The sequence below is a fragment of the Caulobacter sp. 05T431 genome (assembly GCF_056665975.1).
Window position 1 is genome coordinate 220,820 of the sequence record NZ_JBFTKU010000002.1, and the last position, 18,975, is coordinate 239,794.

General features: G+C 67.8%; 22 protein-coding genes. 5 read left to right on the top strand and 17 right to left on the bottom strand.

Annotated elements, in window-relative coordinates; all coding sequences use genetic code 11:
- Positions 1–22: 22 nt before the first annotated feature.
- Positions 23–1,831 (bottom strand): translation elongation factor 4, encoded by a 1,809-nt coding sequence (lepA, locus tag AC1U89_RS02750; protein WP_479898142.1) that lies wholly within the window; start codon positions 1,829–1,831, stop codon positions 23–25.
- 269 nt (positions 1,832–2,100) lie between these two features.
- On the opposite strand from lepA, the gene AC1U89_RS02755 reads away from it, so the two are divergent.
- Both AC1U89_RS02755 and AC1U89_RS02760 read left to right on the top strand, forming a co-directional pair.
- Positions 2,101–2,706 carry a DUF1134 domain-containing protein gene (locus AC1U89_RS02755; RefSeq protein WP_029913821.1) on the top strand — a complete coding sequence of 202 codons (606 nt, stop codon included), beginning with the start codon at positions 2,101–2,103 and terminating at the stop codon, positions 2,704–2,706.
- A gap of 213 nt (positions 2,707–2,919) precedes the next feature.
- On the top strand, positions 2,920–3,663 hold the full coding sequence (locus AC1U89_RS02760) for a hypothetical protein (protein ID WP_479898143.1): 744 nt from the start codon (positions 2,920–2,922) through the stop codon (positions 3,661–3,663).
- A gap of 144 nt (positions 3,664–3,807) precedes the next feature.
- On the opposite strand, the gene AC1U89_RS02765 is transcribed toward AC1U89_RS02760, so the two are convergent.
- From AC1U89_RS02765 to infC, 16 genes are all read right to left on the bottom strand, one after another.
- The gene (locus AC1U89_RS02765; RefSeq protein ID WP_479898144.1) at positions 3,808–4,584 is read right to left on the bottom strand and encodes a transglutaminase-like domain-containing protein; all 777 of its coding nucleotides are present in this window, start codon (positions 4,582–4,584) and stop codon (positions 3,808–3,810) included.
- A gap of 51 nt (positions 4,585–4,635) precedes the next feature.
- Positions 4,636–5,169 carry a YqhA family protein gene (locus AC1U89_RS02770; protein WP_029913812.1) on the bottom strand — a complete coding sequence of 178 codons (534 nt, stop codon included), beginning with the start codon at positions 5,167–5,169 and terminating at the stop codon, positions 4,636–4,638.
- Between the two features lie 112 nt (positions 5,170–5,281).
- The gene (locus AC1U89_RS02775; protein ID WP_479898145.1) at positions 5,282–5,500 is read right to left on the bottom strand and encodes a hypothetical protein; all 219 of its coding nucleotides are present in this window, start codon (positions 5,498–5,500) and stop codon (positions 5,282–5,284) included.
- A gap of 115 nt (positions 5,501–5,615) precedes the next feature.
- Positions 5,616–6,212 carry a peptide-methionine (S)-S-oxide reductase MsrA gene (msrA, locus tag AC1U89_RS02780; protein WP_479898352.1) on the bottom strand — a complete coding sequence of 199 codons (597 nt, stop codon included), beginning with the start codon at positions 6,210–6,212 and terminating at the stop codon, positions 5,616–5,618.
- 63 nt (positions 6,213–6,275) lie between these two features.
- Complete coding sequence (locus tag AC1U89_RS02785) at positions 6,276–6,545, bottom strand: hypothetical protein (protein ID WP_479898146.1); 270 nt, start codon at positions 6,543–6,545, stop codon at positions 6,276–6,278.
- Positions 6,542–6,838, bottom strand: coding sequence for a hypothetical protein (locus AC1U89_RS02790; RefSeq protein WP_479898147.1), 297 nt, complete (start codon positions 6,836–6,838; stop codon positions 6,542–6,544). Before AC1U89_RS02790 ends, AC1U89_RS02785 begins: the two co-directional genes overlap by 4 nt.
- Before the next feature lie 115 nt (positions 6,839–6,953).
- Entirely contained in the window at positions 6,954–7,100 is a 147-nt protein-coding gene (locus AC1U89_RS02795; RefSeq protein WP_197026715.1) for a hypothetical protein, read from the bottom strand.
- A 252-nt stretch (positions 7,101–7,352) separates the two neighbouring features.
- Entirely contained in the window at positions 7,353–9,791 is a 2,439-nt protein-coding gene (pheT, locus tag AC1U89_RS02800) for a phenylalanine--tRNA ligase subunit beta (protein ID WP_479898149.1), read from the bottom strand.
- Between the two features lie 4 nt (positions 9,792–9,795).
- Positions 9,796–10,170, bottom strand: coding sequence for a hypothetical protein (locus tag AC1U89_RS02805; protein ID WP_479898150.1), 375 nt, complete (start codon positions 10,168–10,170; stop codon positions 9,796–9,798).
- Positions 10,170–10,565 (bottom strand): hypothetical protein, encoded by a 396-nt coding sequence (locus AC1U89_RS02810; protein ID WP_479898151.1) that lies wholly within the window; start codon positions 10,563–10,565, stop codon positions 10,170–10,172. Before AC1U89_RS02810 ends, AC1U89_RS02805 begins: the two co-directional genes overlap by 1 nt.
- A complete protein-coding gene (gene pheS, locus AC1U89_RS02815) occupies positions 10,565–11,638 on the bottom strand; it encodes a phenylalanine--tRNA ligase subunit alpha (RefSeq protein WP_479898152.1) in 1,074 nt (357 codons plus the stop codon). The genes AC1U89_RS02810 and pheS overlap by 1 nt, the downstream gene beginning before the upstream one ends.
- Positions 11,639–11,891: 253 nt before the next feature.
- A complete protein-coding gene (rplT, locus tag AC1U89_RS02820) occupies positions 11,892–12,251 on the bottom strand; it encodes a 50S ribosomal protein L20 (protein ID WP_018061453.1) in 360 nt (119 codons plus the stop codon).
- Between the two features lie 15 nt (positions 12,252–12,266).
- The gene (rpmI, locus tag AC1U89_RS02825; protein ID WP_018061454.1) at positions 12,267–12,467 is read right to left on the bottom strand and encodes a 50S ribosomal protein L35; all 201 of its coding nucleotides are present in this window, start codon (positions 12,465–12,467) and stop codon (positions 12,267–12,269) included.
- A 160-nt stretch (positions 12,468–12,627) separates the two neighbouring features.
- Positions 12,628–14,556 carry an alpha/beta hydrolase family protein gene (locus AC1U89_RS02830; protein WP_479898154.1) on the bottom strand — a complete coding sequence of 643 codons (1,929 nt, stop codon included), beginning with the start codon at positions 14,554–14,556 and terminating at the stop codon, positions 12,628–12,630.
- Between the two features lie 57 nt (positions 14,557–14,613).
- A complete protein-coding gene (locus tag AC1U89_RS02835) occupies positions 14,614–15,876 on the bottom strand; it encodes an MFS transporter (protein WP_479898155.1) in 1,263 nt (420 codons plus the stop codon).
- A gap of 136 nt (positions 15,877–16,012) precedes the next feature.
- Positions 16,013–16,534, bottom strand: a complete 522-nt coding sequence (gene infC / locus AC1U89_RS02840; protein ID WP_018061458.1) for a translation initiation factor IF-3 — start codon at positions 16,532–16,534, stop codon at positions 16,013–16,015.
- Between the two features lie 256 nt (positions 16,535–16,790).
- On the opposite strand from infC, the gene AC1U89_RS02845 reads away from it, so the two are divergent.
- The 3 genes from AC1U89_RS02845 (at position 16,791) to AC1U89_RS02855 (ending at position 18,970) form a co-directional block, all read left to right on the top strand.
- Entirely contained in the window at positions 16,791–17,402 is a 612-nt protein-coding gene (locus AC1U89_RS02845; protein ID WP_479898156.1) for a YitT family protein, read from the top strand.
- A gap of 153 nt (positions 17,403–17,555) precedes the next feature.
- Positions 17,556–18,119, top strand: coding sequence for a hypothetical protein (locus AC1U89_RS02850; RefSeq protein ID WP_479898158.1), 564 nt, complete (start codon positions 17,556–17,558; stop codon positions 18,117–18,119).
- Between the two features lie 281 nt (positions 18,120–18,400).
- Entirely contained in the window at positions 18,401–18,970 is a 570-nt protein-coding gene (locus AC1U89_RS02855) for a hypothetical protein (RefSeq protein WP_479898159.1), read from the top strand.
- Positions 18,971–18,975: the final 5 nt, after the last annotated feature.

Here is an 18,975-nt window from a genome sequence, read left to right on the forward strand (position 1 = left end):
GCGCTAACTCAGCTCCCTCGGATCAATCCTCGTCCATCTTCAGCGCGGCGATGAAGGCTTCCTGCGGGATCTCGACCTTGCCGAACTGGCGCATCCGCTTCTTGCCGGCCTTTTGCTTGTCCAGCAGCTTGCGCTTGCGGCTGGCGTCGCCGCCGTAGCACTTGGCGGTCACGTCCTTGCGCAGGGCCCGCACGGTCTCGCGGGCGATGATCCGGCCGCCGATGGCCGCCTGGATCGGGATGACGAACATGTGCTGGGGGATGAGTTCCTTCATCTTCTCGCACATGCCCCGGCCGCGGCTTTCGGCGCGGTCGCGGTGGACCAGCATCGACAGGGCGTCGACCGGCTCGGCGTTGACCAGGATCGACATCTTCACCAGGTCGCCGACGCGGTAGTCCTCCAGCTGGTAGTCGAAGCTGGCGTAACCCTTGGAGATCGACTTCAGGCGATCGTAGAAGTCGAACACAACCTCGTTCAGCGGCAGGTCGTAGATGATCATGGCGCGGCTGCCGACGTAGGAGAGCTCGCGCTGCACGCCGCGACGGTCCTGGCAGAGCTTGATGATGCCGCCCAGGTATTCGTCCGGGGTGAAGATCGTGGCCTTGATCCAGGGCTCGGCGATGCTCTCGATCTGCATCACGTCGGGCAGGTCGGCCGGATTGTGCAGCTCCATATGGGAGCCGTCGCGCATGTTGATCTTGTAGACCACCGACGGGGCGGTCGCGATCAGGTCGAGGTCGAACTCGCGGCTGAGGCGCTCCTGGATGATCTCCAGGTGCAGCAGGCCCAGGAACCCGCAGCGGAAGCCGAAGCCCAGGGCGGCGCTGCTTTCCATCTCGTAGGTGAAGCTGGCGTCGTTCAGGCGCAGCTTGCCGACGGCGGCGCGCAGGTCCTCGAAGTCGGCGGCGTCGACCGGGAAGAGGCCGCAGAACACGACCGGGACGACTTCCTTGAACCCCTTGAGGGCTTCGGAGATGGGCTTCTTCTCGTCGGTGATGGTGTCGCCGACGGCGGCGTCGGCCACTTCCTTGATCGAGGCGGTGAAGAAGCCGACCTCGCCCGGGCCCAGCTCGGCCACGTCGGTGGCCTTGGGCGTGAAGACGCCGACCTTGTCCAGCTTGTGGGTGGCGCCGGTCTGCATCATGCGGACCTGCTGGCCGGCCTTCAGCGTGCCGTCGAAGATGCGCACCAGCACGACCACGCCCAGATAGGCGTCGTACCAGGCGTCGACCAGCAGGGCCTTCAGCGGGGCGTTGCGGTCGCCCTTGGGGGCGGGCAGGCGGGTGACGATGGCTTCCAGCACGTCGGGGATGCCGAGGCCGGTCTTGGCCGAGCATTCGACGGCGTCCGAGGCGTCCAGGCCGATGACCTCCTCGATCTGGGCCTTCACGCGGTCGACGTCGGCGGCCGGCAGGTCGACCTTGTTGAGGACCGGGACGATCTCGTGATTGTTGTCGATGGCCTGGTAGACGTTGGCGAGGGTCTGGGCTTCCACGCCCTGCGAGGCGTCGACGACCAGGATCGAGCCTTCGCAGGCGGCCAGCGAACGCGACACCTCGTAGGCGAAGTCGACGTGACCGGGGGTGTCCATCAGGTTCAGGACATAGGTCTCGCCGTCATCGGCCTTGTAGTTCAGGCGCACGGTCTGCGCCTTGATGGTGATGCCGCGCTCCTTCTCGATGTCCATGTTGTCCAGCACCTGGGCGCTCATCTCGCGCGCGGTCAGGCCGCCGGTGGTCTGGATCAGACGGTCGGAGAGGGTGCTCTTGCCGTGGTCAATGTGGGCCACGATTGAGAAATTGCGGATCTTGTCGAGAGGCGTCGAAGTCATGGGCGTGCGTCTAGCACATTTGCGGCCATTCGCGAGGGTCGTTGCGAAGTCCCTCCCCCTGTGGGGGAGGCGGCCGGAGGCCGGTGGGGGGAGTTTTGGGATCGACGATGCGGAACCCGGCCGTCATCCGATCACTTCCCCCTCCGTCGCCCTGCGGGCGACACCTCCCCCACAGGGGGAGGGATGGTTAACTCGCCATTAAGTTCCAGGCCGCAAACCCGACTCAAAGGGTTGAGACAGTCAAGGCTGTCAGAATCGCGAGAGAAAACATGGACCGCCGCAAGCTGATCCTTTCGGGCATCGCCACCGCCGGGCTGAGCGCCTGCGCCAGCACCGCCCAGGAGCAACCGGGCGCTCCGCCGGCCAAGTCGCAGTACGACACCGGCCGGGCCCAGACCTATTCGGCCGACGAGATGATCCGCAGCGGCTCGGACTTCCTGGGCGTGACCGCCGAGAGCATCGGCGCGGTGATCGAGCGCGCCTTCCGCGACAACGGCCAGCCCACCGGCTACGTCGCCGGCGAGGAGGGCTCGGGCGCCATCGGCGTGGGCCTGCGCTACGGCCGGGGCCTGCTGTACATGAAGGGCCGCGACACCCAGGAGGTGTTCTGGCAGGGCCCGTCGGTGGGCTGGGACTGGGGCGGCAACGCCAGCCGGGTCTTCACCCTGTGCTATAACCTGCAGTATCCGGACGCCATCTTCCGCCGCTTCCCGGGCGTCGAGGGGTCGGCCTACCTCGTGGGCGGCCTGGGCGTGAACTACCAGAAGGCCGACACCATCACCCTGGCCCCGATCCGCGCCGGCGTGGGCCTGCGCCTGGGCGCCAATGTCGGCTACCTGGCCTACAGCCGGCAACGGAACATCCTCCCCTTCTAGTCGTCGAGCTTCCTCCGCCCCCCATGGGGGCGGACAGACCGCGAGGCGGTCAGGTGGGGGCAAGGGTGTGTGATCCCGCGCCTGGACCTAGCGCTTGGATTCGCGCGAGTTCCCCCGCAATATCAATCCCAACGAGACTGAGTCCGCCCGGAGCGGTCCGTCGGTCGACGGCCGACCCTTCGCCCTCGGCGCGCTCGCCCGCAGGGAAGCGCCATGTTCGAGCGGCTGAAGCGTACCTGGTTCGTCTGGCTGCTGCTGGCGCTGGTCTGCGCCGTCTTCCTGCCCCGGCTGATCGACGCCCGGACCCGGTCGACCGCCCCGCCCACCGCCCAGATCGCCGCCGCCTCGCGCTTCGTCGTCCACGACCCCAGCGGCGCGACCATCGGCTGGCTGAACATCAAGTACCCCCGCACGATCCGCGAGAACGAGGAGGGGGTGCTGGAGGCCGAGTACACCACCGGCGACACCCACTGGACCAGCGCGGCCAAGGGCGGGTCGGGCGACGTCTACGACAAGGCCTATGACGACGCCTACGGCGGCGTCCAGCCGCCGGCCGGGATGAAGGTCGAGCTCAGCGGCGCCGACCTGGCCCTGACCCCCGCTCCGAGCCACGAGTTCGACGTCCAGCGCATCGCCGCCACCGGCGTCGAGCGGGTGAAATGGATCGTCTCGCCCAAGGCCGAGGGCGACCACGTGCTGCTGGTGCGGTTCAACGTCAGCCCGGCCACGTTCAAGGCCATCCCGATCTCGGCCAACGGCCAGCCGCAGGGGGCGGACCCGCAGATCCTGCTGCCGGTCAAGGTGTTCACGATCTACGGCGTGCCCAAGGCCACGGTGCTGATCGCCAAGGGCGGGGCGGGGCTGGTCTCGTTCCTGCTGACCCTGCCGGCGGCCTTCGTGCTGTTCGAACGGTTCGTGAAGAAGAAGCCGAAGGCGCGGCGGAAGAAGGTGGCATGATCCTTCTCCCCCTGCGGGAGAAGGTGTCGGCGAAGCCGACGGATGAGGGGTCTCTCAAAACTTCAGCCGTGCCAGGCTGACTCTTCCATCAACCCCTCACCCGACCCGCTTCGCGGGCCACCCTCTCCCGCAAGGGGAGAGGGATTACGCCGCCGTCACCGTCACGCTCTGCGTCACCATCGTCGCCTTGCCGAAGATCGTCAGGAACGCCACGTCGGCGGCGTCGCGGCCGTAGGCGATGCGGACCAGGCCGTCGATGGGGGCCAGGCCCGTCGGGTCCAGCAGGCGCCAGCGGCCGCCGATGAAGACCTCGACCACGGCGTGGAAGTCGGGCGGCTCCAGGGTCAGGGCGTAGACGCTGGCCACCCGGGCGGGGATGTCGCTGGCCCGGCACAGGGTGATGGCCAGGTGGGCGAAGTCGCGGCAAACGCCCGCCCGCTGGACATAGGTCTCCAGCGCGGTGGTGCGGGCGTCGCTGCAGCCGATCCGGTATTCCACATGGCCGGCGATCCAGGCGGCGACGGCGGCCACGCGCGCGCCGCCGCGCAAGGCGCCGAACTTCTGGTCGGCGATGGTCTCGAAGGTGTCGGACGGGCAGTAACGGCTGCCGCGCAGATAGGGCAGGGTGTCGATCGGCAGCTCGGCGATGGGATGCTGGCCGACGTCGACCAGGGCCATGTCGCGGTGGTCGATCTCGACGACGGCGTCATAGGCGATCGCCAGCCGGCCCTGGTGGGCGAAGGCCACGCGGCGCTCGCCCGAGACCGAGTCGTCGCGGCGGGTGACCTGGACCGGCGGGTCGAAGACAAGACGCTCCTCGACCACTGTCTGGTCGTCGGCCACGGCGGCCTCGATCTGCAGCAGGGATTCCACGCGTTCGGGGAAGTCGTAGTCCAGCCGCGTCTCGACACGTACGCGCATGGTCGTCTCCCGGCGGGCCAGCCGGCACAACGGCTGGCGGGCGACGAAGGTTCAGTGCCGGGTCACCTTGCCGGAAATCCAGTCCATCGTGGCCATCAGCACGCCGGAAACGATGAACGCCACGTGGATCCCGACCAGCCAGCCCAGCCGGATCTGGTCGAACTCCACATCGGGGTCCTCGCTCATCTTCAGGCACAGCTTGAGCACCGAAACGGCGGAGATCGCGGCGACCGACGCGATCAGCTTCATCTTCATGCCCGAATAGTCGACCCGGCCCATCCAGCTGGGCCGGTCGCCGGAGTTGGTCTCGATCTGCGAGACGAAGTTCTCGTAGCCGGCCAGGATGACGATCAGCAGCAGGTTGCCGGTCAGGGACAGGTCGATCAGCGACAGGGCCAGGATGATCGCGAACTCGGGCTTGGAGCCCAGGGCCTTGGGCAGGTCGTGGGCCAGCTCCCGGAAGAAGACGACGACCAGCAGGCCCAGCATGAAAACCAGGCCCAGATAGATCGGGACCATCAGCCACCGCGAGGCGAACAGCCCCTTTTCCAGCGTGTGCTCGAACGACCGCTTTTCCAGGGGCATGTGCGATCTCCAGCCTTCGTCCAGCGGCGCGTTTGCTGGACGTACTCCGGAGCCAAGCGGCCTGAGCGTCAATCAGGGGAACCCCTGAGTTTCCGGGCGGTCGGCGCCAGGCTCAGCGCTGGCGCGTGCGCCGAAGGGCGAGGGTCTTGCGCAGGAACTTCACGCCCTGCCAGACCAGGAAGACGCTGAGGGTCAGCAGCCAGGCGTTCTCGCTCCACGATCCCCGCGGTTCGGGCGGCAGGGACGCCACCTCATGACTCCAATCAGGATGGCCGGCGACGGTCGTCCAGACCAGGAAGATCGGAAAGGCGCAGCCCAGCAGGACGACCATCGCCGTTCAGGAGGCTCGCGCTGATGTCTTCGAGGCTGGCGGACGGCGTGTCGGGTTCAACCATGGATCGACCCTCGCACGCGCGGGCCCAAGCGCCACCTTGATGCGACGACGTCTAGCCGCCCCACACCTGCTTCAGCCGCAGGTCGCGACCGCAGCCCATGCGGTAGGCGTGGTATTCGATCGAATGGTTCCGGGCGTAGTCGCGGTGATAGGCCTCGGCCGGCCAGAAGGTCTTCAGGTCCAGGATTTGGGCCTTCATCGTGCCGGTCTTCAGGCGCTTGGCCGCCTCGGCGCGCGACTTCTCGGCGATCGGGCGCTGTTCGGGGGTGACGAAGACGGCGGGACGGTACGAGGGGCCGCGGTCGCAGAACTGGCCGCCGTCGTCGGTGGGGTCGACCAGCTTCCAGTACTTGTACAGCAGGAAGCCGTAGTCGAGCTTGGCCGGGTCGTAGGTGACGCGCACCGACTCGTAATGGCCCGAGGTCTCGCTGGTCACGTCGCGATAGGTGGGCCGGTCGACATGGCCGCCGGTGTAGCCGCTCTCGACCTTCAGCACGCCGGGGATGCCGCGCATGTCGTTCTCCATGCACCAGAAACAGCCGCCGGCGAAGACGGCGGTGGCGGGCGGGGCGGGCTTGCCGGCCGCCAGCACGTCGGCGGGCAGCAGGATGGCGCCGAAACTGGCGATCAGGACGAGCAGGCGGCGGATCATGGGGGGACTCCGGGGAGGACGTACCTCTGGATACGGATGGCGCGGCCTAAAGGTTACACCCTAGCGCCAGCCGAATCCGACGCCGCGCACCGACGGGCAGGCCGAGAGGCGCGCGGCCAGGGTCTGGGCCCGCTCGTCGCCCTGGTCGTCCAGCTCCAGCCGGATCGACAGGCCCGCCCCGTCCGGCTGGGCGGTCAGGGCGCGCAGCCGGGTCTGCTGGACGTTGGCCACGCCCAGCACCCGCATCAGGGCGTCGGGCGTGTCGTCGGCGATCACCAGGAAAAGGCGGCGTTTGTCGCCCTCCGGTTTGGCGGCCTCCGCCAGGCTCACGGCCGCACCCACTGATGCTCGACGCTGGCCGAGGTGACGCCCGGCCAGGCGGCCAGGTCGCGGGCCAGCAGGCGGGCGGCCTGGTCGCTGAGGTGGCGGACGCGCAGGCTGCCTTCGACGATCTGGCCGACCGGCTTCATCGACAGGGCGCACAGCTCGGCGCCGCTGTCGGCCAGGCCCTGGCGGACGGCTTCCAGCGCCGAGGGCGCGTCCTGGGCGGCCAGCAGCAGCTGGTGGACGGTGACGCCCTCGTGGTCGGAGTGGAAGGCGGGTGGGGAAGGCAGGTAGCTCATGGGTTTTCAGGGTCCTTTGGGTGTGAGGGAGGACCGAAGACCGCACAGCAAAAACCCCGCTCCTGGTGGGAAGCGGGGCTTTGCGGATCTTGCGATCTTTCGGCTTGTTGGTCGTCTAGTCGACCGCGCGCCTGTGCTGCCCCGTTCGCACACGAACGGTTTTAATCTTGGCCTGCATCATAATGGCGCGCGCGCACGAGATCGCGACGCCGGCGGTGAGGCCGGTGGCGATCAGAACGTTCATGGCCAGCTGCGAGAGCATGATGGCGCGGAAACTCCGTGTGCGATTACACAGGTAGCGTGGGCTTGGGGCGAGCGCAAGGCTTTGCCGGGCCTGGCGGCGTTCGGCCGCGCTTAACGGCCTGTTTTCCTTAAATCGGGCTGCGGCGCCTAAAAGACATGCACCGCGGTCCGTTTCCCCTTGAACGAAGAAGGGGCCGCACGGCTTTCGCCGGTGCGACCCCTCATCCGTCAGCCTCCGGCTGACACCTTCTCCCGCAGGGGGAGAAGGACGCTAGCCTCGCAGCTTGCCGCCGGCCTTCTCGACCGCCGCGACGATCTTGGCCGACAGGGCCTCGATCTCGGCTTCGGTCAGGGTCTTGTCGCGCGGCTGGACCACCACCTCGAGGGCGACCGACTTGGAGCCGTCCGGCACGCCGGGGCCCTCGTAGACGTCGAACACCCGCACAGCGTCGATCAGCGCCTTGTCGGCGCCGGCCGCGGCCTTGACCAGGTCGCCCGCCGCCTTGGCCTTGTCGGCCACGAAGGCGAAGTCGCGGGTCAGGGGCATCAGGGGCGAGGGCGAGAACGCCGGACGCGACTTGATGGCCTTCTTCTTCGGCTCGGGCACGGCTTCCAGCGTGATCTCGAAGCCGTAGACCGGACCGGCCACGTCCAGGGCCTTGAGGACCGCCGGATGCAGCTCGCCGAACTCGGCCAGCACCGCCTTGGGGCCCAGCTGCAGGCGGGCCGAGCGGCCGGGGTGCCACCACGACGAGGCTGAACCCTGGGCGGTCTGCAGCGAGGCGACCGGCGCGCCGATCTCCTCCAGCAGGGCCAGCAGGTCGGCCTTGACGTCGAACACGTTCTCGGCCGGCGCCTTGTCCCAGCCGCGCGGGGCGTGAGGGGCCAGGATGGCGGCGACGGCGGTCTTCTGGTCCTGCGGGCGGTCGCCGAAGAAGACCGGGCCGATCTCGAACAGGGCGATGTCCGGGAAGCCTTGGCGGGCGTTGCGGCCGGCCGCGTCGATCAGGTTGGGCAGCAGCGACGGGCGCATGCAGTCCAGCTCCGAGGCGATCGGATTGGCCAGCACCAGCACGTCCTGGCCGCCGCCGAACAGCTCGGCCGTCTTGCGGCTGGTGAAGCTGTAGGTCAGGGCCTCGGCGTAGCCGCCGGCCGCCAGGGCGCGGCGCGCCGTGCGGGCGCGGGCCTGCTTGGCGGTCAGCACGCCGCCGACGGCGCGCGGGACCTCGGGCAGGGGCGTCGAGGGCAGCGCGCCATAGCCGGCGATGCGGGCGACCTCTTCCACCAGGTCGGCCTTGCCTTCCACGTCGCGGCGGAAGGTGGGCGGGGTCACGCAGACCACGCTCTCGGCGTTGGTGGCGAAGGCCGCGGTCGAGACGTCCTTGGGCGGCTCGATCGTGAAGCCCAGGTCCGTCAGGATCTTCAACGACCGCTCGGGGGCGATCTCCAGGCCCGACAGCTGGCCGACATAGGCCGGGTCGAACAGGATCGGGCCGGGCGCGGCCGGGGCCTCGCCGGCGACGACGACGTCCGACGGCTGGCCGCCGCACAGCTCCAGGATCAGCTTGGTGGCCAGCTCCAGGCCCGGCACGACCGAGCCGGTGTCGACCGTGCGGGCGAAGCGGTACTGGGCGTCGCTGGCGATGCCGGTGGCGCGGCCGGTCTGGGCGGTGCGGATCGGCTCGAACCAGGCGCATTCGACGAAGACGTCGACGGTCTCGTCCGAGCAGCCGGTGCTCTCGCCGCCCATCACGCCGCCCAGGCCGATCGGCCGTTCGCCGGCGGCGTCGGCGATCACGCTCATCTCGGGGGTCAGCTCGTAGGTCTTGCCGTCCAGGGCGATCAGGTGCTCGTCGCCGTTGACGCCGTGATGGCCCAGGCGCGCCTCGATCACCGTCCCGACCAGCTTGGCCGCGTCATAGACGTGCAGCGGCCGGGCGCGGTCGTACGAGATCAGGTTGGTGACGTCGACCAGGGCGTTGATCGGGCGCAGGCCGATGGCCTTCAGCCGATCCTGCAGCCACTTCGGCGAGGGGCCGTTCTTGACGCCCTTGATCAGGCGGCCGGCGAAAACCGGGCAGGCGTCGCCGTCGACCTTGATCGCGATCGGGCAGGGGAAGGTCCCCGGCACGGGCGCGATCGACAGGTCCTTCAGCGTGCCCACGCCGGCCGCGGCCAGGTCGCGGGCGATGCCCGCCACGCCCAGCCAGTCGGGGCGATTGGGGGTGACCTCGAAGTCGATGACGGCTTCCAGGCCCAGGGCCTGGGCGGCGGGGGTCCCGACGGCCAGGTCGTTGGAGAGCTCCAGGATGCCCTCGGAGCCGTCGTCGGCCTCGAGCTCGGAGCCCGAGCACAGCATGCCGTTGGACACCACGCCGCGCACCGGCTTCTCGACCAGGGTCACGCCCAGGCCCGGCACATAGGCGCCGATCGGGGCGTAGACGGTGGTCAGGCCCGGACGGGCGTTGGGCGCGCCGCAGACGATCTCCTTGCGGCCATCGACGGTGTCGACCTGGCAGACGCGCAGGCGGTCGGCGTTGGGATGCTGCACGGCCTCGACGATCTTGGCCACGGTGAAGGCGGCCAGCTTCGACGCCGGATCGGTGACGTGTTCGACCTCGAGGCCGGCCATGGTCATGGCGGCGACGACGTCGGTGGCGGACGCCTCGGTGTCGAGGTGGTCCTTGAGCCAGGAGAGGGTGAATTTCATGGGTCTACCGGTTCTTCAGATACTTGCGGGTCGCGCTCACGATCGTGTCGGCGCAGACGGGCAGGGTGGCTTCGGTGCAGGCGGCCTCGCCGACGAGCGGCGCGGCTCCCGCGCGGGAGATCGCATAGGGCGCGGTGACGTGGAGCGCGGCGTCGGAGCGGAGGTGATTGGTGATCTCCACCTTGACGGCGCCTTCGCCGGACCGCGCCAGACTAAAGTCCGGCGCGTCGCCGAAAGCCTTTTCCAGCGCGTCGAAGGCGCGCAGGGTCAGGCCGTCGTCGCCCGTCCGCCAGAGCTCGACCGGCACGGCGGCCGCGGCCTGGCCGGCGGCGGTCAGGCCGATGGCGCAAGCCCAGGCCATGGCGACGACCGAGGACATCACCGGGATTCCAGCGCCATCAACTGATCAAGGAATTGGTCGGGTCCGGTGAAGCCCAGGCCGAAGAACTCGCAGTTGATGAATTGGCAGTCCTCGACGGGGATCGTGCCGACGACAGAGGTGGGGCCGGCGGGACGCAGCACGAGGTTGCGCACGTCGCCGCCGTTGGGACCGAAGTTGGTGGCGTCGAAATTGACCTTGTCGAGCACCAGCATCACCGCCGGACCCTCGATCCGGCAGTTGCGGAACGTGCGGCCGGTGATGGTCCGCTGGCCCGCCGCGAAGTTGGCGCGGTACAGGTCGAAGAGCGACAGGTCGAGGTTCTCGAACACTTTGGCCAGGGCGTCGGTCGGGATGCGGCCAGGGCGGCCGCCGGGTTGGAAGCTCTGGGTCATCAGCTCAGTCCCGAGGCGGCGTTGGGGGCGGCGAAGGCGCTGAAGCCGTAGTGGCTCAGCCAGCGGCTGTCGGACGCCCACATGTCGCGCAGGTCGGGCATGCCGTACTTCAGCATCCCCAGGCGGTCGACGCCCATCCCGAAGGCGAAGCCTTGGTACTCGTCCGGATCGATGCCGCAGGCGCGCAGCACGTTCGGATGGACCATGCCGCAGCCCAGGATTTCGAGCCACGACGTGCCCTGGCCGATCTTGATCTCGCCGCCCGAGCGGTCGCACTGCACGTCCATCTCGGCCGAGGGCTCGGTGAACGGGAAGTGGTGCGGCCGGAACTGGGTGGTCACCGCGTCGGTCTCGAAGAACCGCGCCAGGAAGGTCTCCAGGGTCCACTTCAGGTGACCCATGTGGATGCCCTTGTCGATCACCAGACCCTCGACCTGGTGGAACACCGGCGTGTGGGTGGCGTCGTTGTCGACGCGATAGGTGCGGCCCGGGGCGATGATCCGGATCGGCGGCTTCTGCGACACCATGGTCCGCACCTGCACGGGGCTGGTGTGGGTGCGCAGCAGCATGCGCTCGCCGTCCTCCTTCGTGTTGAAGAAGAAGGTGTCGTGCATCTCCCGCGCCGGGTGCTTGGGCGGGAAGTTCAGGGCCGTGAAGTTGTGGAAGTCGTCCTCGATGTCGGGGCCCTCGGCCACGGCGAAGCCCATCTCGGCGAAGATGGCGATCATCTCGTCCATGGTCTGCATGGTCGGGTGGACGCTGCCGCGGCGGCGATACGGGGCCGGCAGGGTCAGGTCCAGGGTCTCGCTGGCCAGGCGCGCGTCGAGGGCGGCGGTTTCCAGCGCGGCCTTCTTGTCGTTCAGCGCCGTCTGCACGCGGTCGCGCAGGACGTTGATGGCCGCGCCGCGCTCCTTGCGCTCTTCCGGGCTCATCGACCCGAGGGTCTTCAGGAGGCCCGAGATCGAGCCGGTCTTGCCCAGGGCGGAGACGCGCACGGCGTCGAGGGCGGCGAGATCGCCGGCGGCGGCCACCTGGGCCAGCACATCGGCTTCGAGAGTGGTGAGATCGGTCATGACGGGGTTCCGTCTAGGCGGTTTTGGGGCTTTCCGAAACCCTCTCCCCTTGCGGGAGAGGGTGGCGGGCGAAGCCCGACGGGTGAGGGGTCTCTCAGAACTGTCCGGCAAGGCCTTTCGACCCCTCATCCGGCCCTTCGGGCCACGTTCTCCCGCAAGGGGAGAAGGACAGGGATCAGACAGCAAAAAGCCCCCCGGCTCGCACCGGGGGGGCTCTTACAGATCGCAATCGGGACGAACCCGATAGAAGACCTTAAGCGGCCAGGGCGGCGCGGACCTTGTCAGCGATGGCCTTGAACGCGACCGGGTCGTTGCCCGCGATGTCCGAGAGGACCTTACGGTCGATCACGATACCCGCCACGTCCAGGCCGTGGATAAACTGCGAGTAGGTGAAGCCCTCGGTGCGAGCGCCGGCGTTGATGCGTTGGATCCACAGCGAACGGAAGGCGCGCTTGCGCACCTTGCGGTCGCGATAGGCGTACTGGCCGGCCTTGTCGACCGCGGCCTTGGCCGTGCGGATGGTGTTCTTGCGGCGGCCGTAGAAGCCCTTCGCCTGTTCAAGAACCTTCTTGTGCTTGGCGTGGGCGGTGACGCCACGTTTAACGCGAGCCATGTGTCAGCGCTCCTCTTAAAGGCCGTAGGGCAGGTACGAACGGATGGTCTTGGCGTCAGCCTCGCTCATCACCTTCGTTCCGCGGTTTTGGCGGATGTACTTGCCGTTGTGGCCGATCAGACGGTGGCGCTTGCCGGCGACGCCGGCTTTGAGCTTGCCCGTGGCGGTGATCTTGAAGCGCTTCTTAGCGCCCGACTTCGTCTTCAACTTAGGCATTTCGCGTCGGAGCGTTTAACGGCCCCGTCCTCTGGATAGCATGACGAACCGCCATGGCATGCCAAACTGGCCAGGCGGTTCCGGAAAGGCGGGGTTAGTACGGGAAAGGGGCGGAGAAGGCAAGCGCCGTCTCCGCCCCTCGCGTAGGTCCGCCGTCGGACTAGTTCGGCGGGTTGTTCTTCTCGAGGAAGGTGACGGTCGCGGCCAGCATCTGCTGCCGCGTCGCCTCGCGCGACAGCCAATGGTCTTCGTCGCGCAGGTCGACGAATTCGACCGGCTTGCCGGCCTTCTCCAGGGCGCGTCGCATGCCCGTGCTCTGCTCGTAGCGCACGACGGTGTCTTCCTTCCCGTGGATCAGCAGCACCGGGCCGTCGGCTTCGGCGGCGTGGCGTTCGGGCGAGCGCTCGTCCAGCTTGGGATCGGAGACGGAGGTGGCCCCGAAAATGCGCTTGTAGTAGCGGATCGTCGGGTTCTCCTCGCCGGCGCGAAGCTGCTTGAACGTCAGGAATTGGCGCAGATCGCCGATGCCGGCCACCGACACGGCGCAGCGATAGACGCCCTTGTCCATGGTAATACCGGCAAGGGCGGCGTAACCGCCGTAGCTGCCGCCAACGATGCAGACGCGCTTGGGATCGATCAGGCCCTTTCCAGCCAGGAAGCGCACGCCGTCCGACAGATCTGTCTGCATCTTGCCGCCCCACTCGCCATCGCTGGCTCGGATGAAGCGCTGGCCGCGTCCCGTGGAGCCGCGGAAATTGGGCTGCAGCACCGCATAGCCCCGCGACGCCAGGGCTTGGGCCCACCAGTCGAACCCGGCTTCGTCGCGCGCTTGAGGTCCCCCGTGGGGCAAGACGATCAGAGGCAGGTCCTTGGCCGCCTTGCCCGCAGGCAGGGTGAGGTAGCCTTCGATCATCAGGCCATCGGCGGCCGCGTATTTGATCGCCCGCACCTCGGCCACGTCGGTTCCCGCGAGACCGGGATAGGCCGAACCGATCTTGCTCAGCTTCTTGGCGGAGAGGTCCAGCAGGTAGTAGCCGCCGGGCTCGCCAGTGCCTTCGACGAAAGTGACGATCTTGCCGTAGTCAGGCGTATGCGATTGCAACGTCAGCTGACGGCCGGGGAAGACGCTGGTGATCGTCGCCCAGGCGGCGGCCAGGCGAGGTTCGTCGAAGTGATACTGCCTGAAGCCGGTGTCGACGACCGTGCCGATGACGTGGTTCGCATTGTCGGTCATGACGTTGAACGGCTGGTCGGGCCCGTACAGCTCGCCCAGCTTGCCGTCGGCGATCGACACGTTGGCCAGGCGATACTCGGTCGTCTTCTCGTCCTGAATCCACATCACGACGGACTTCTCGTCCAGCGACAGGCCGATCATGCCCGGGCCGTCGAGCGGCGCGGTGACGACATAGGCGTCGACCCACTTGCCGTCCTTGCGCAGTTCCATCGACCAGCGCGAGGTCTCGCGGTGATAGCGTGTGCGGGCCACCACCGTGCCGTCGGTCTTGAACAGATAGTCGTTGGTCTCGAAGTCGCCCATCTGGACCATCGCGGCGATGCCGGTGTCGAGATCGACGCGGTAGAGGTCGAAGCGACCCAATTGCCACGACTTGGCTTCCTCGCCCGCGTAGAACTGGGTGAAGACCGTCGGCTTGCCGTCGACCACGCCGCCGATCGGGTCGGAGCTCAGGACGTTGTTGATCGTCTCGTAGGAGCGCTTGGGAATCTGGACCGAGGCGCCTGTCTTGATGTTGATGCTGGTGGCCTGGAACTGCTCGCCCACATAGGTGACGTATTCGATGGCCTGGGTGCGCGACACCTCGGCCACCACGTGGAGCGGATCGGCCCACATGATCCCGCGCATCTTGACCGTGCCGAAGTCCACGCTCTGGATTTCGCCGCCGTTCAGCGGCTGGATGACGACCCGGCTTTTCCCGCCTTCGTGGGCGATATAGGCCAGGTTGGCGCCGTCGCTCGAGATCTCGACGTCGGTGATGGCCGGCAGGCGGCCGTAAGCGTCGAGCGAGGCGCCCAGGGCGGCGCCCGACGAAACCAGCGCGGCCAGGGCGGCGCCGGCGAACAACTTCAACATGAACTTCCCCAACTCAATGTTGAGAGGGTTAGCGTCCCAAGGCGAAGCTGTCGAGACTCAGGCCGCGGCCTTGACGCGATGCTCGATGGTCAGGGCGAAGGCGACGGCCGGCAGCATCAGCACCGCGCCCAGCCAGTAGGGACCGCCGATCGCCAGGCCGAACAGGGGTCCGGCGATCATCGGACCGGTCATCCGGGCCAGCGAGCCGGCGGCCATGTTCAGGCCCAGCATGGCGCCCTGCTTGTCGGGCGGGGTGGCGCGCGAGATCAGGGCGGCCACGCAGGGGAAGACCAGCGACTGGCCGAAGGCGGTGCAGCCGACGGCCAGGGGCACGAAGGCGGCGGTCGGCACGAACGGGGTCAGGGCCAGGCTCAGCGCGATGATCCCCAACCCCGTGGTCAGCACCTTGGCCTCGCCGAACCGGCGGGCGAGGCGTCCGGTGATCAGCCCCTGGCCGACCGAGGCGATCACCCCGATCACCGCGAAGCACAGGCCCACCTGGCGCGGTCCCCAGTCGAAGCGGGCCTGGGTCCACAGGCCGAAGACCGACTCCATGCCGGCGAAGGCGGCGGTCGAGACCAGGGTGACCAGCAGCACGCGCGACAGCACCGGGTGGGCGGCGGCGGCGGCCAGGTGGTCGCGGCGGCGGACCACCGGCGCGTCCTTGTGGCTGGGGGCGCGGCTCTCGACCACGAACAGGAACACGCCCAGCGAGGCGATCGCCGCCAGGGCCGCGGCGGTCAGCAGCGGGATCTGGAAGGCCAGGCGGCCGGTGTCGGAATGGCCCAGCAGCCGGGCGACGTCCGGCAGGAACGCGCCCAGCACCGGGCCGCACACGAAGCCCATGCCGAAGGCCGAGCCTAGCAGGCCCATGCGCCCGGCCCGCTTCTCGGGCGGGGTGACGTCGGCCATGTAGCCCTGGATGGTCGAGATGTTGCCGCCGCCGAAGCCGCTGAGCAGACGCACCAGGAAGGCCACGCCTATGGTCGGGGCGAAGGCCAGGGCCACATAGGACAGGGTGTTGGCCAGGATGGTGACGATCAGCACCGGACGGCGGCCGATGCGGTCCGAGAGCCGTCCCCAGAACGGCTCGGCCAGGAACTGGCCCAGCGAGTAGGCCGCGAACATGGCCGTCACCTGCCACGGGCTGGCGTTCAGCGACTTGGCGTAGAAGGGCAGCAGCGGGATCACCAGCCCGAAGCCGACCAGGTTGATGAACACCACCAGCAGCAGCACGTAGAGCGCGCGCGGACTGGCGTCCGCCGTGGTCTTGAGGCCGGCGGGGGCGGTCGGGGCGTCGGGGGCGGAAACCGTGGTCATCAGGCCGCGCGGTTTACGCCTCATCGCGCGTCCTGGCGACCGCTATCTGAAATTTCAGAGGCGGCGTGCGCGGCGCAAAGAAAAACGCCCCGGCCTTGGGGACCGGGGCGTTTTCTCGAGAGCATGTCCGGTGCGCTTAGCGCGGCGCCAGGATCATGATCATCTGGCGGCCTTCCATGCGGGGCTCGTATTCGACCTTGGCGACCTCGTCGAAGTCGGCCTTGACCTTGAGCAGCAGCTTCATGCCCAGTTCCGGGTGCGCCATTTCACGGCCGCGGAAGCGCAGGGTCACCTTGACCTTGTCGCCCTCCTCGAAGAACCGGTGCATCGACTTGGCCTTCACGTCATAGTCGTGAATGTCGATGTTGGGGCGCAGCTTGATTTCCTTGAGCTCGACGATCTTCTGCCGCTTGCGAGCCTCGTTCTTCTTCTTCTGCTCCTGGAACTTGAACTTGCCGTAGTCCAGGATCTTGCAGACGGGAGGGTTCGCGTTGGGAACGATCTCGACCAGGTCCAGGCCAGCTTCCTCTGCCGCTTCCAGAGCGGCGGAAATCGGCATCTCGCCTTGCTTCTCGCCGTTCTGGTCGATCAGCAGGACGCGGGGGACCCGAATGTCTTCGTTGATACGCGGACCATCCTTGACGGGCGGCGTTTGCATAGGACGGCGAATAGGGCGGCTCCGGTGTTGTTAAAGGGCGCTGTGTATTAAAGCGGTATCGTTGAATGAGTTCGCGCGGAGTCCGGGGGACGCCGCGTTCGCAAGTGATATATGACGAAGGAGTCCCGCGCTATCAAGGCGCATGCGCGACAGAACCCGCCTTTTAACGGGCCGGGCGCTTTAAAAGGGACCAGGGGAGCGGAACGCTGGGGTCGGGTCGACCTCCATCCCCAATCCTGGCCCGTTCCACGCCTTCATGAGCACCCCGACTTCCGCCGCCCGCCACACCCCGATCGAGGACGTCCACGCCCTGCTGATCGGCTCCAGCTTCATCGCCGTGGGCCTGACCCTGCTGAAGGCGGCCGGCCTGTCCACCGGCGGGGTGGCCGGCATCGCCCTGATCGTCTCCTACGCCACCCACTGGCCGGTCGGGGTGCTGTTCCTGCTGATCAACATCCCGTTCTACGTCCTGGCCCAGCGCACCATGGGCTGGACGTTCACGGCCAAGACCCTGGTCACCAACCTGCTGCTGGCGGGCCTGGCCCTGGGGCTGCCCAAATGGCTGCGCGTGACCGACGTCGACCCGGTCTTCGCCGCCGTCTTCGGCGGCACGATCATCGGCATGGGCATCCTGGCCCTGGCCCGCCACAAGTCCAGCGTCGGCGGCATCGGGGCCCTGGCCCTGTGGCTCTACGAGAAGCGCGGGATCAGCGCCGGCAAGGTGCAGATGGGGTCGGACTGCCTGATCCTGGCCTGCGCCTTCGCGGTGCTAAGCTGGGACAAGCTGCTGCTGTCGATCCTCTCCGCCGTCGCCTTGAGCATCGTGATCATCGCGAACCACAAACCTGGTCGTTACGAAGGCTATTGAGGCGCGCCCCCGCCTCCCGGTGAAGCTCCCTGTTAAGCTTGGTTAATTTCGTGTAAAGGTGACGCTTTAATCGCCGAGTTTGGGCGCGACCTTGGTCTGATCGAGCGCTGCACGTCGGAAGCCTGCGCGCTTGGTCCTTTGGGGGCTACGAACGTGCGAAAGATCCATCTCCTCATTGCGTCCGCGTGCCTGGTCCTGGGCGCGGCCACGGCCTATGCGGGCCAGTCCGGCCGCGGGCGCCACGCCGAGCCCAGCGTCGGCGACCAGGCCCTGGCCATGATGGCCAAGGGCAACAACTGGCTGGGCACCAATGTCTTCAAGCGCCTGGCGGCCAAGGACAACTCGCCCTTGAACCGCTTCAACCTGGCGACCGGCTACCAGCGCACCGGACGCCTGCAGCAGGCCGAAAGCATCTATCGCGACCTGCTTGTCGAGGGGCGGAACACCTCCGTCGTCGCCACGCCGTCAAAGAACGCGCCGGGCGTGCGGGTCTTCAACCTGGCCGAGGAGGCCGCCTCGCGGCTGCTGTATTTCGACTGGCTGAAGTCGGAGAACGGGCGGCGGGCGATGGCGGCGCGGTCGGGCCAGGGCGCGCCCTCGGCGGAAGCCTTCGGCGCCGAGGCCTCGGTCACGGTCGGCGGGCCCACCTACGGCGACGTGTCCGACGAAAAGGCCATGGCGCTGGACAGCCAGTCGGGGCAGGGCGCGACCGAGTAGCTCGACCCCGTTGCGGCGCGGCGCGTAGGTCGCGCCGCTAAGGCTTATCGCGGGCGATCTACACTTGCGATCACTTGCACATATCGGTGTTCCAAAGGCGAGAAATGCAACCTCAAAAGGATTGCATTTCAACCTGAGGGTTAATCTGGCGCCTATCGCAGGGTTCCCTTCGGCATTATTAACAAGGTGTGAAACTATTCAGCGCCTCGCGCGCTCCTCCAGCCTCGCCAAGTATCCACGCGTCGGAAGCCTGTGGACTTGGAATTTTGGGGAGAGCGCACGTGCGAAAACTTCACGCTATTCTTGTGTCCGCATGCGTAGGCCTTGGCGGCACGGCCGCCTATGCGCAACAGACGCCCGTCAATCCAGCGGCCCAGGCGGCCGTCGAGGCGAAAAGTCTCGGCGAAATGTCCCCGGTCGAGGCCGTGGGCCTGATGGCCAAGGGCGACAACTGGACCGGTACCAACGTCCTCAAGGCCAAGCTGGCCAGGAACGACACGCCGCTCAACCGGTTCAACCTGGCGACCGGCTATCAGCGCACGGGCCGCATCGATCAGGCCGAGGTTCTCTACCGGGACCTGTTGAAGAGGGGGCGGACCACCAACGCCGTCGGGACGCCGCCCGCCGGACCCGCGGCCGGCGCGCAGCGGATGTTCAACCTGGCCGACGAGTCCGCGTCGCGGCTGCTCTACATTTCCTGGCTCAAGTCCGGACAGACGTCGAACGCGCCCGCCTCGGCCGATACCTTTGCCACCGACACCTCGGCCAGGGTCGGCGGGCCGACCCACGGCGATGTGACCGACGAACAGGCCTTGGCGCTGGATCGCCTGGCGCACGAGGCGTCGCACTGACGCCA

Excerpts from the sequence above, each read along its gene's own strand:
- AC1U89_RS02765 (WP_479898144.1), bottom strand. The coding sequence starts at position 4,584 with ATGCGCGTACGTGTCGAGACGCGGCTGGACTACGACTTCCCCGAACGC.
- AC1U89_RS02770 (WP_029913812.1), bottom strand. The coding sequence starts at position 5,169 with ATGCCCCTGGAAAAGCGGTCGTTCGAGCACACGCTGGAAAAGGGGCTG.
- AC1U89_RS02755 (WP_029913821.1), top strand. The coding sequence starts at position 2,101 with ATGGACCGCCGCAAGCTGATCCTTTCGGGCATCGCCACCGCCGGGCTG.
- pheT (WP_479898149.1), bottom strand. The coding sequence starts at position 9,791 with ATGAAATTCACCCTCTCCTGGCTCAAGGACCACCTCGACACCGAGGCG.
- AC1U89_RS02830 (WP_479898154.1), bottom strand. The coding sequence starts at position 14,556 with ATGTTGAAGTTGTTCGCCGGCGCCGCCCTGGCCGCGCTGGTTTCGTCG.
- rpmI (WP_018061454.1), bottom strand. The coding sequence starts at position 12,467 with ATGCCTAAGTTGAAGACGAAGTCGGGCGCTAAGAAGCGCTTCAAGATC.
- AC1U89_RS02790 (WP_479898147.1), bottom strand. The coding sequence starts at position 6,838 with ATGAGCTACCTGCCTTCCCCACCCGCCTTCCACTCCGACCACGAGGGC.
- AC1U89_RS02845 (WP_479898156.1), top strand. The coding sequence starts at position 16,791 with ATGAGCACCCCGACTTCCGCCGCCCGCCACACCCCGATCGAGGACGTC.
- AC1U89_RS02805 (WP_479898150.1), bottom strand. The coding sequence starts at position 10,170 with ATGTCCTCGGTCGTCGCCATGGCCTGGGCTTGCGCCATCGGCCTGACC.
- infC (WP_018061458.1), bottom strand. The coding sequence starts at position 16,534 with ATGCAAACGCCGCCCGTCAAGGATGGTCCGCGTATCAACGAAGACATT.
- AC1U89_RS02835 (WP_479898155.1), bottom strand. The coding sequence starts at position 15,876 with ATGACCACGGTTTCCGCCCCCGACGCCCCGACCGCCCCCGCCGGCCTC.
- rplT (WP_018061453.1), bottom strand. The coding sequence starts at position 12,251 with ATGGCTCGCGTTAAACGTGGCGTCACCGCCCACGCCAAGCACAAGAAG.
- AC1U89_RS02775 (WP_479898145.1), bottom strand. The coding sequence starts at position 5,500 with ATGGTCGTCCTGCTGGGCTGCGCCTTTCCGATCTTCCTGGTCTGGACG.
- AC1U89_RS02810 (WP_479898151.1), bottom strand. The coding sequence starts at position 10,565 with ATGACCCAGAGCTTCCAACCCGGCGGCCGCCCTGGCCGCATCCCGACC.
- AC1U89_RS02760 (WP_479898143.1), top strand. The coding sequence starts at position 2,920 with ATGTTCGAGCGGCTGAAGCGTACCTGGTTCGTCTGGCTGCTGCTGGCG.
- lepA (WP_479898142.1), bottom strand. The coding sequence starts at position 1,831 with ATGACTTCGACGCCTCTCGACAAGATCCGCAATTTCTCAATCGTGGCC.
- AC1U89_RS02795 (WP_197026715.1), bottom strand. The coding sequence starts at position 7,100 with ATGCTCTCGCAGCTGGCCATGAACGTTCTGATCGCCACCGGCCTCACC.
- pheS (WP_479898152.1), bottom strand. The coding sequence starts at position 11,638 with ATGACCGATCTCACCACTCTCGAAGCCGATGTGCTGGCCCAGGTGGCC.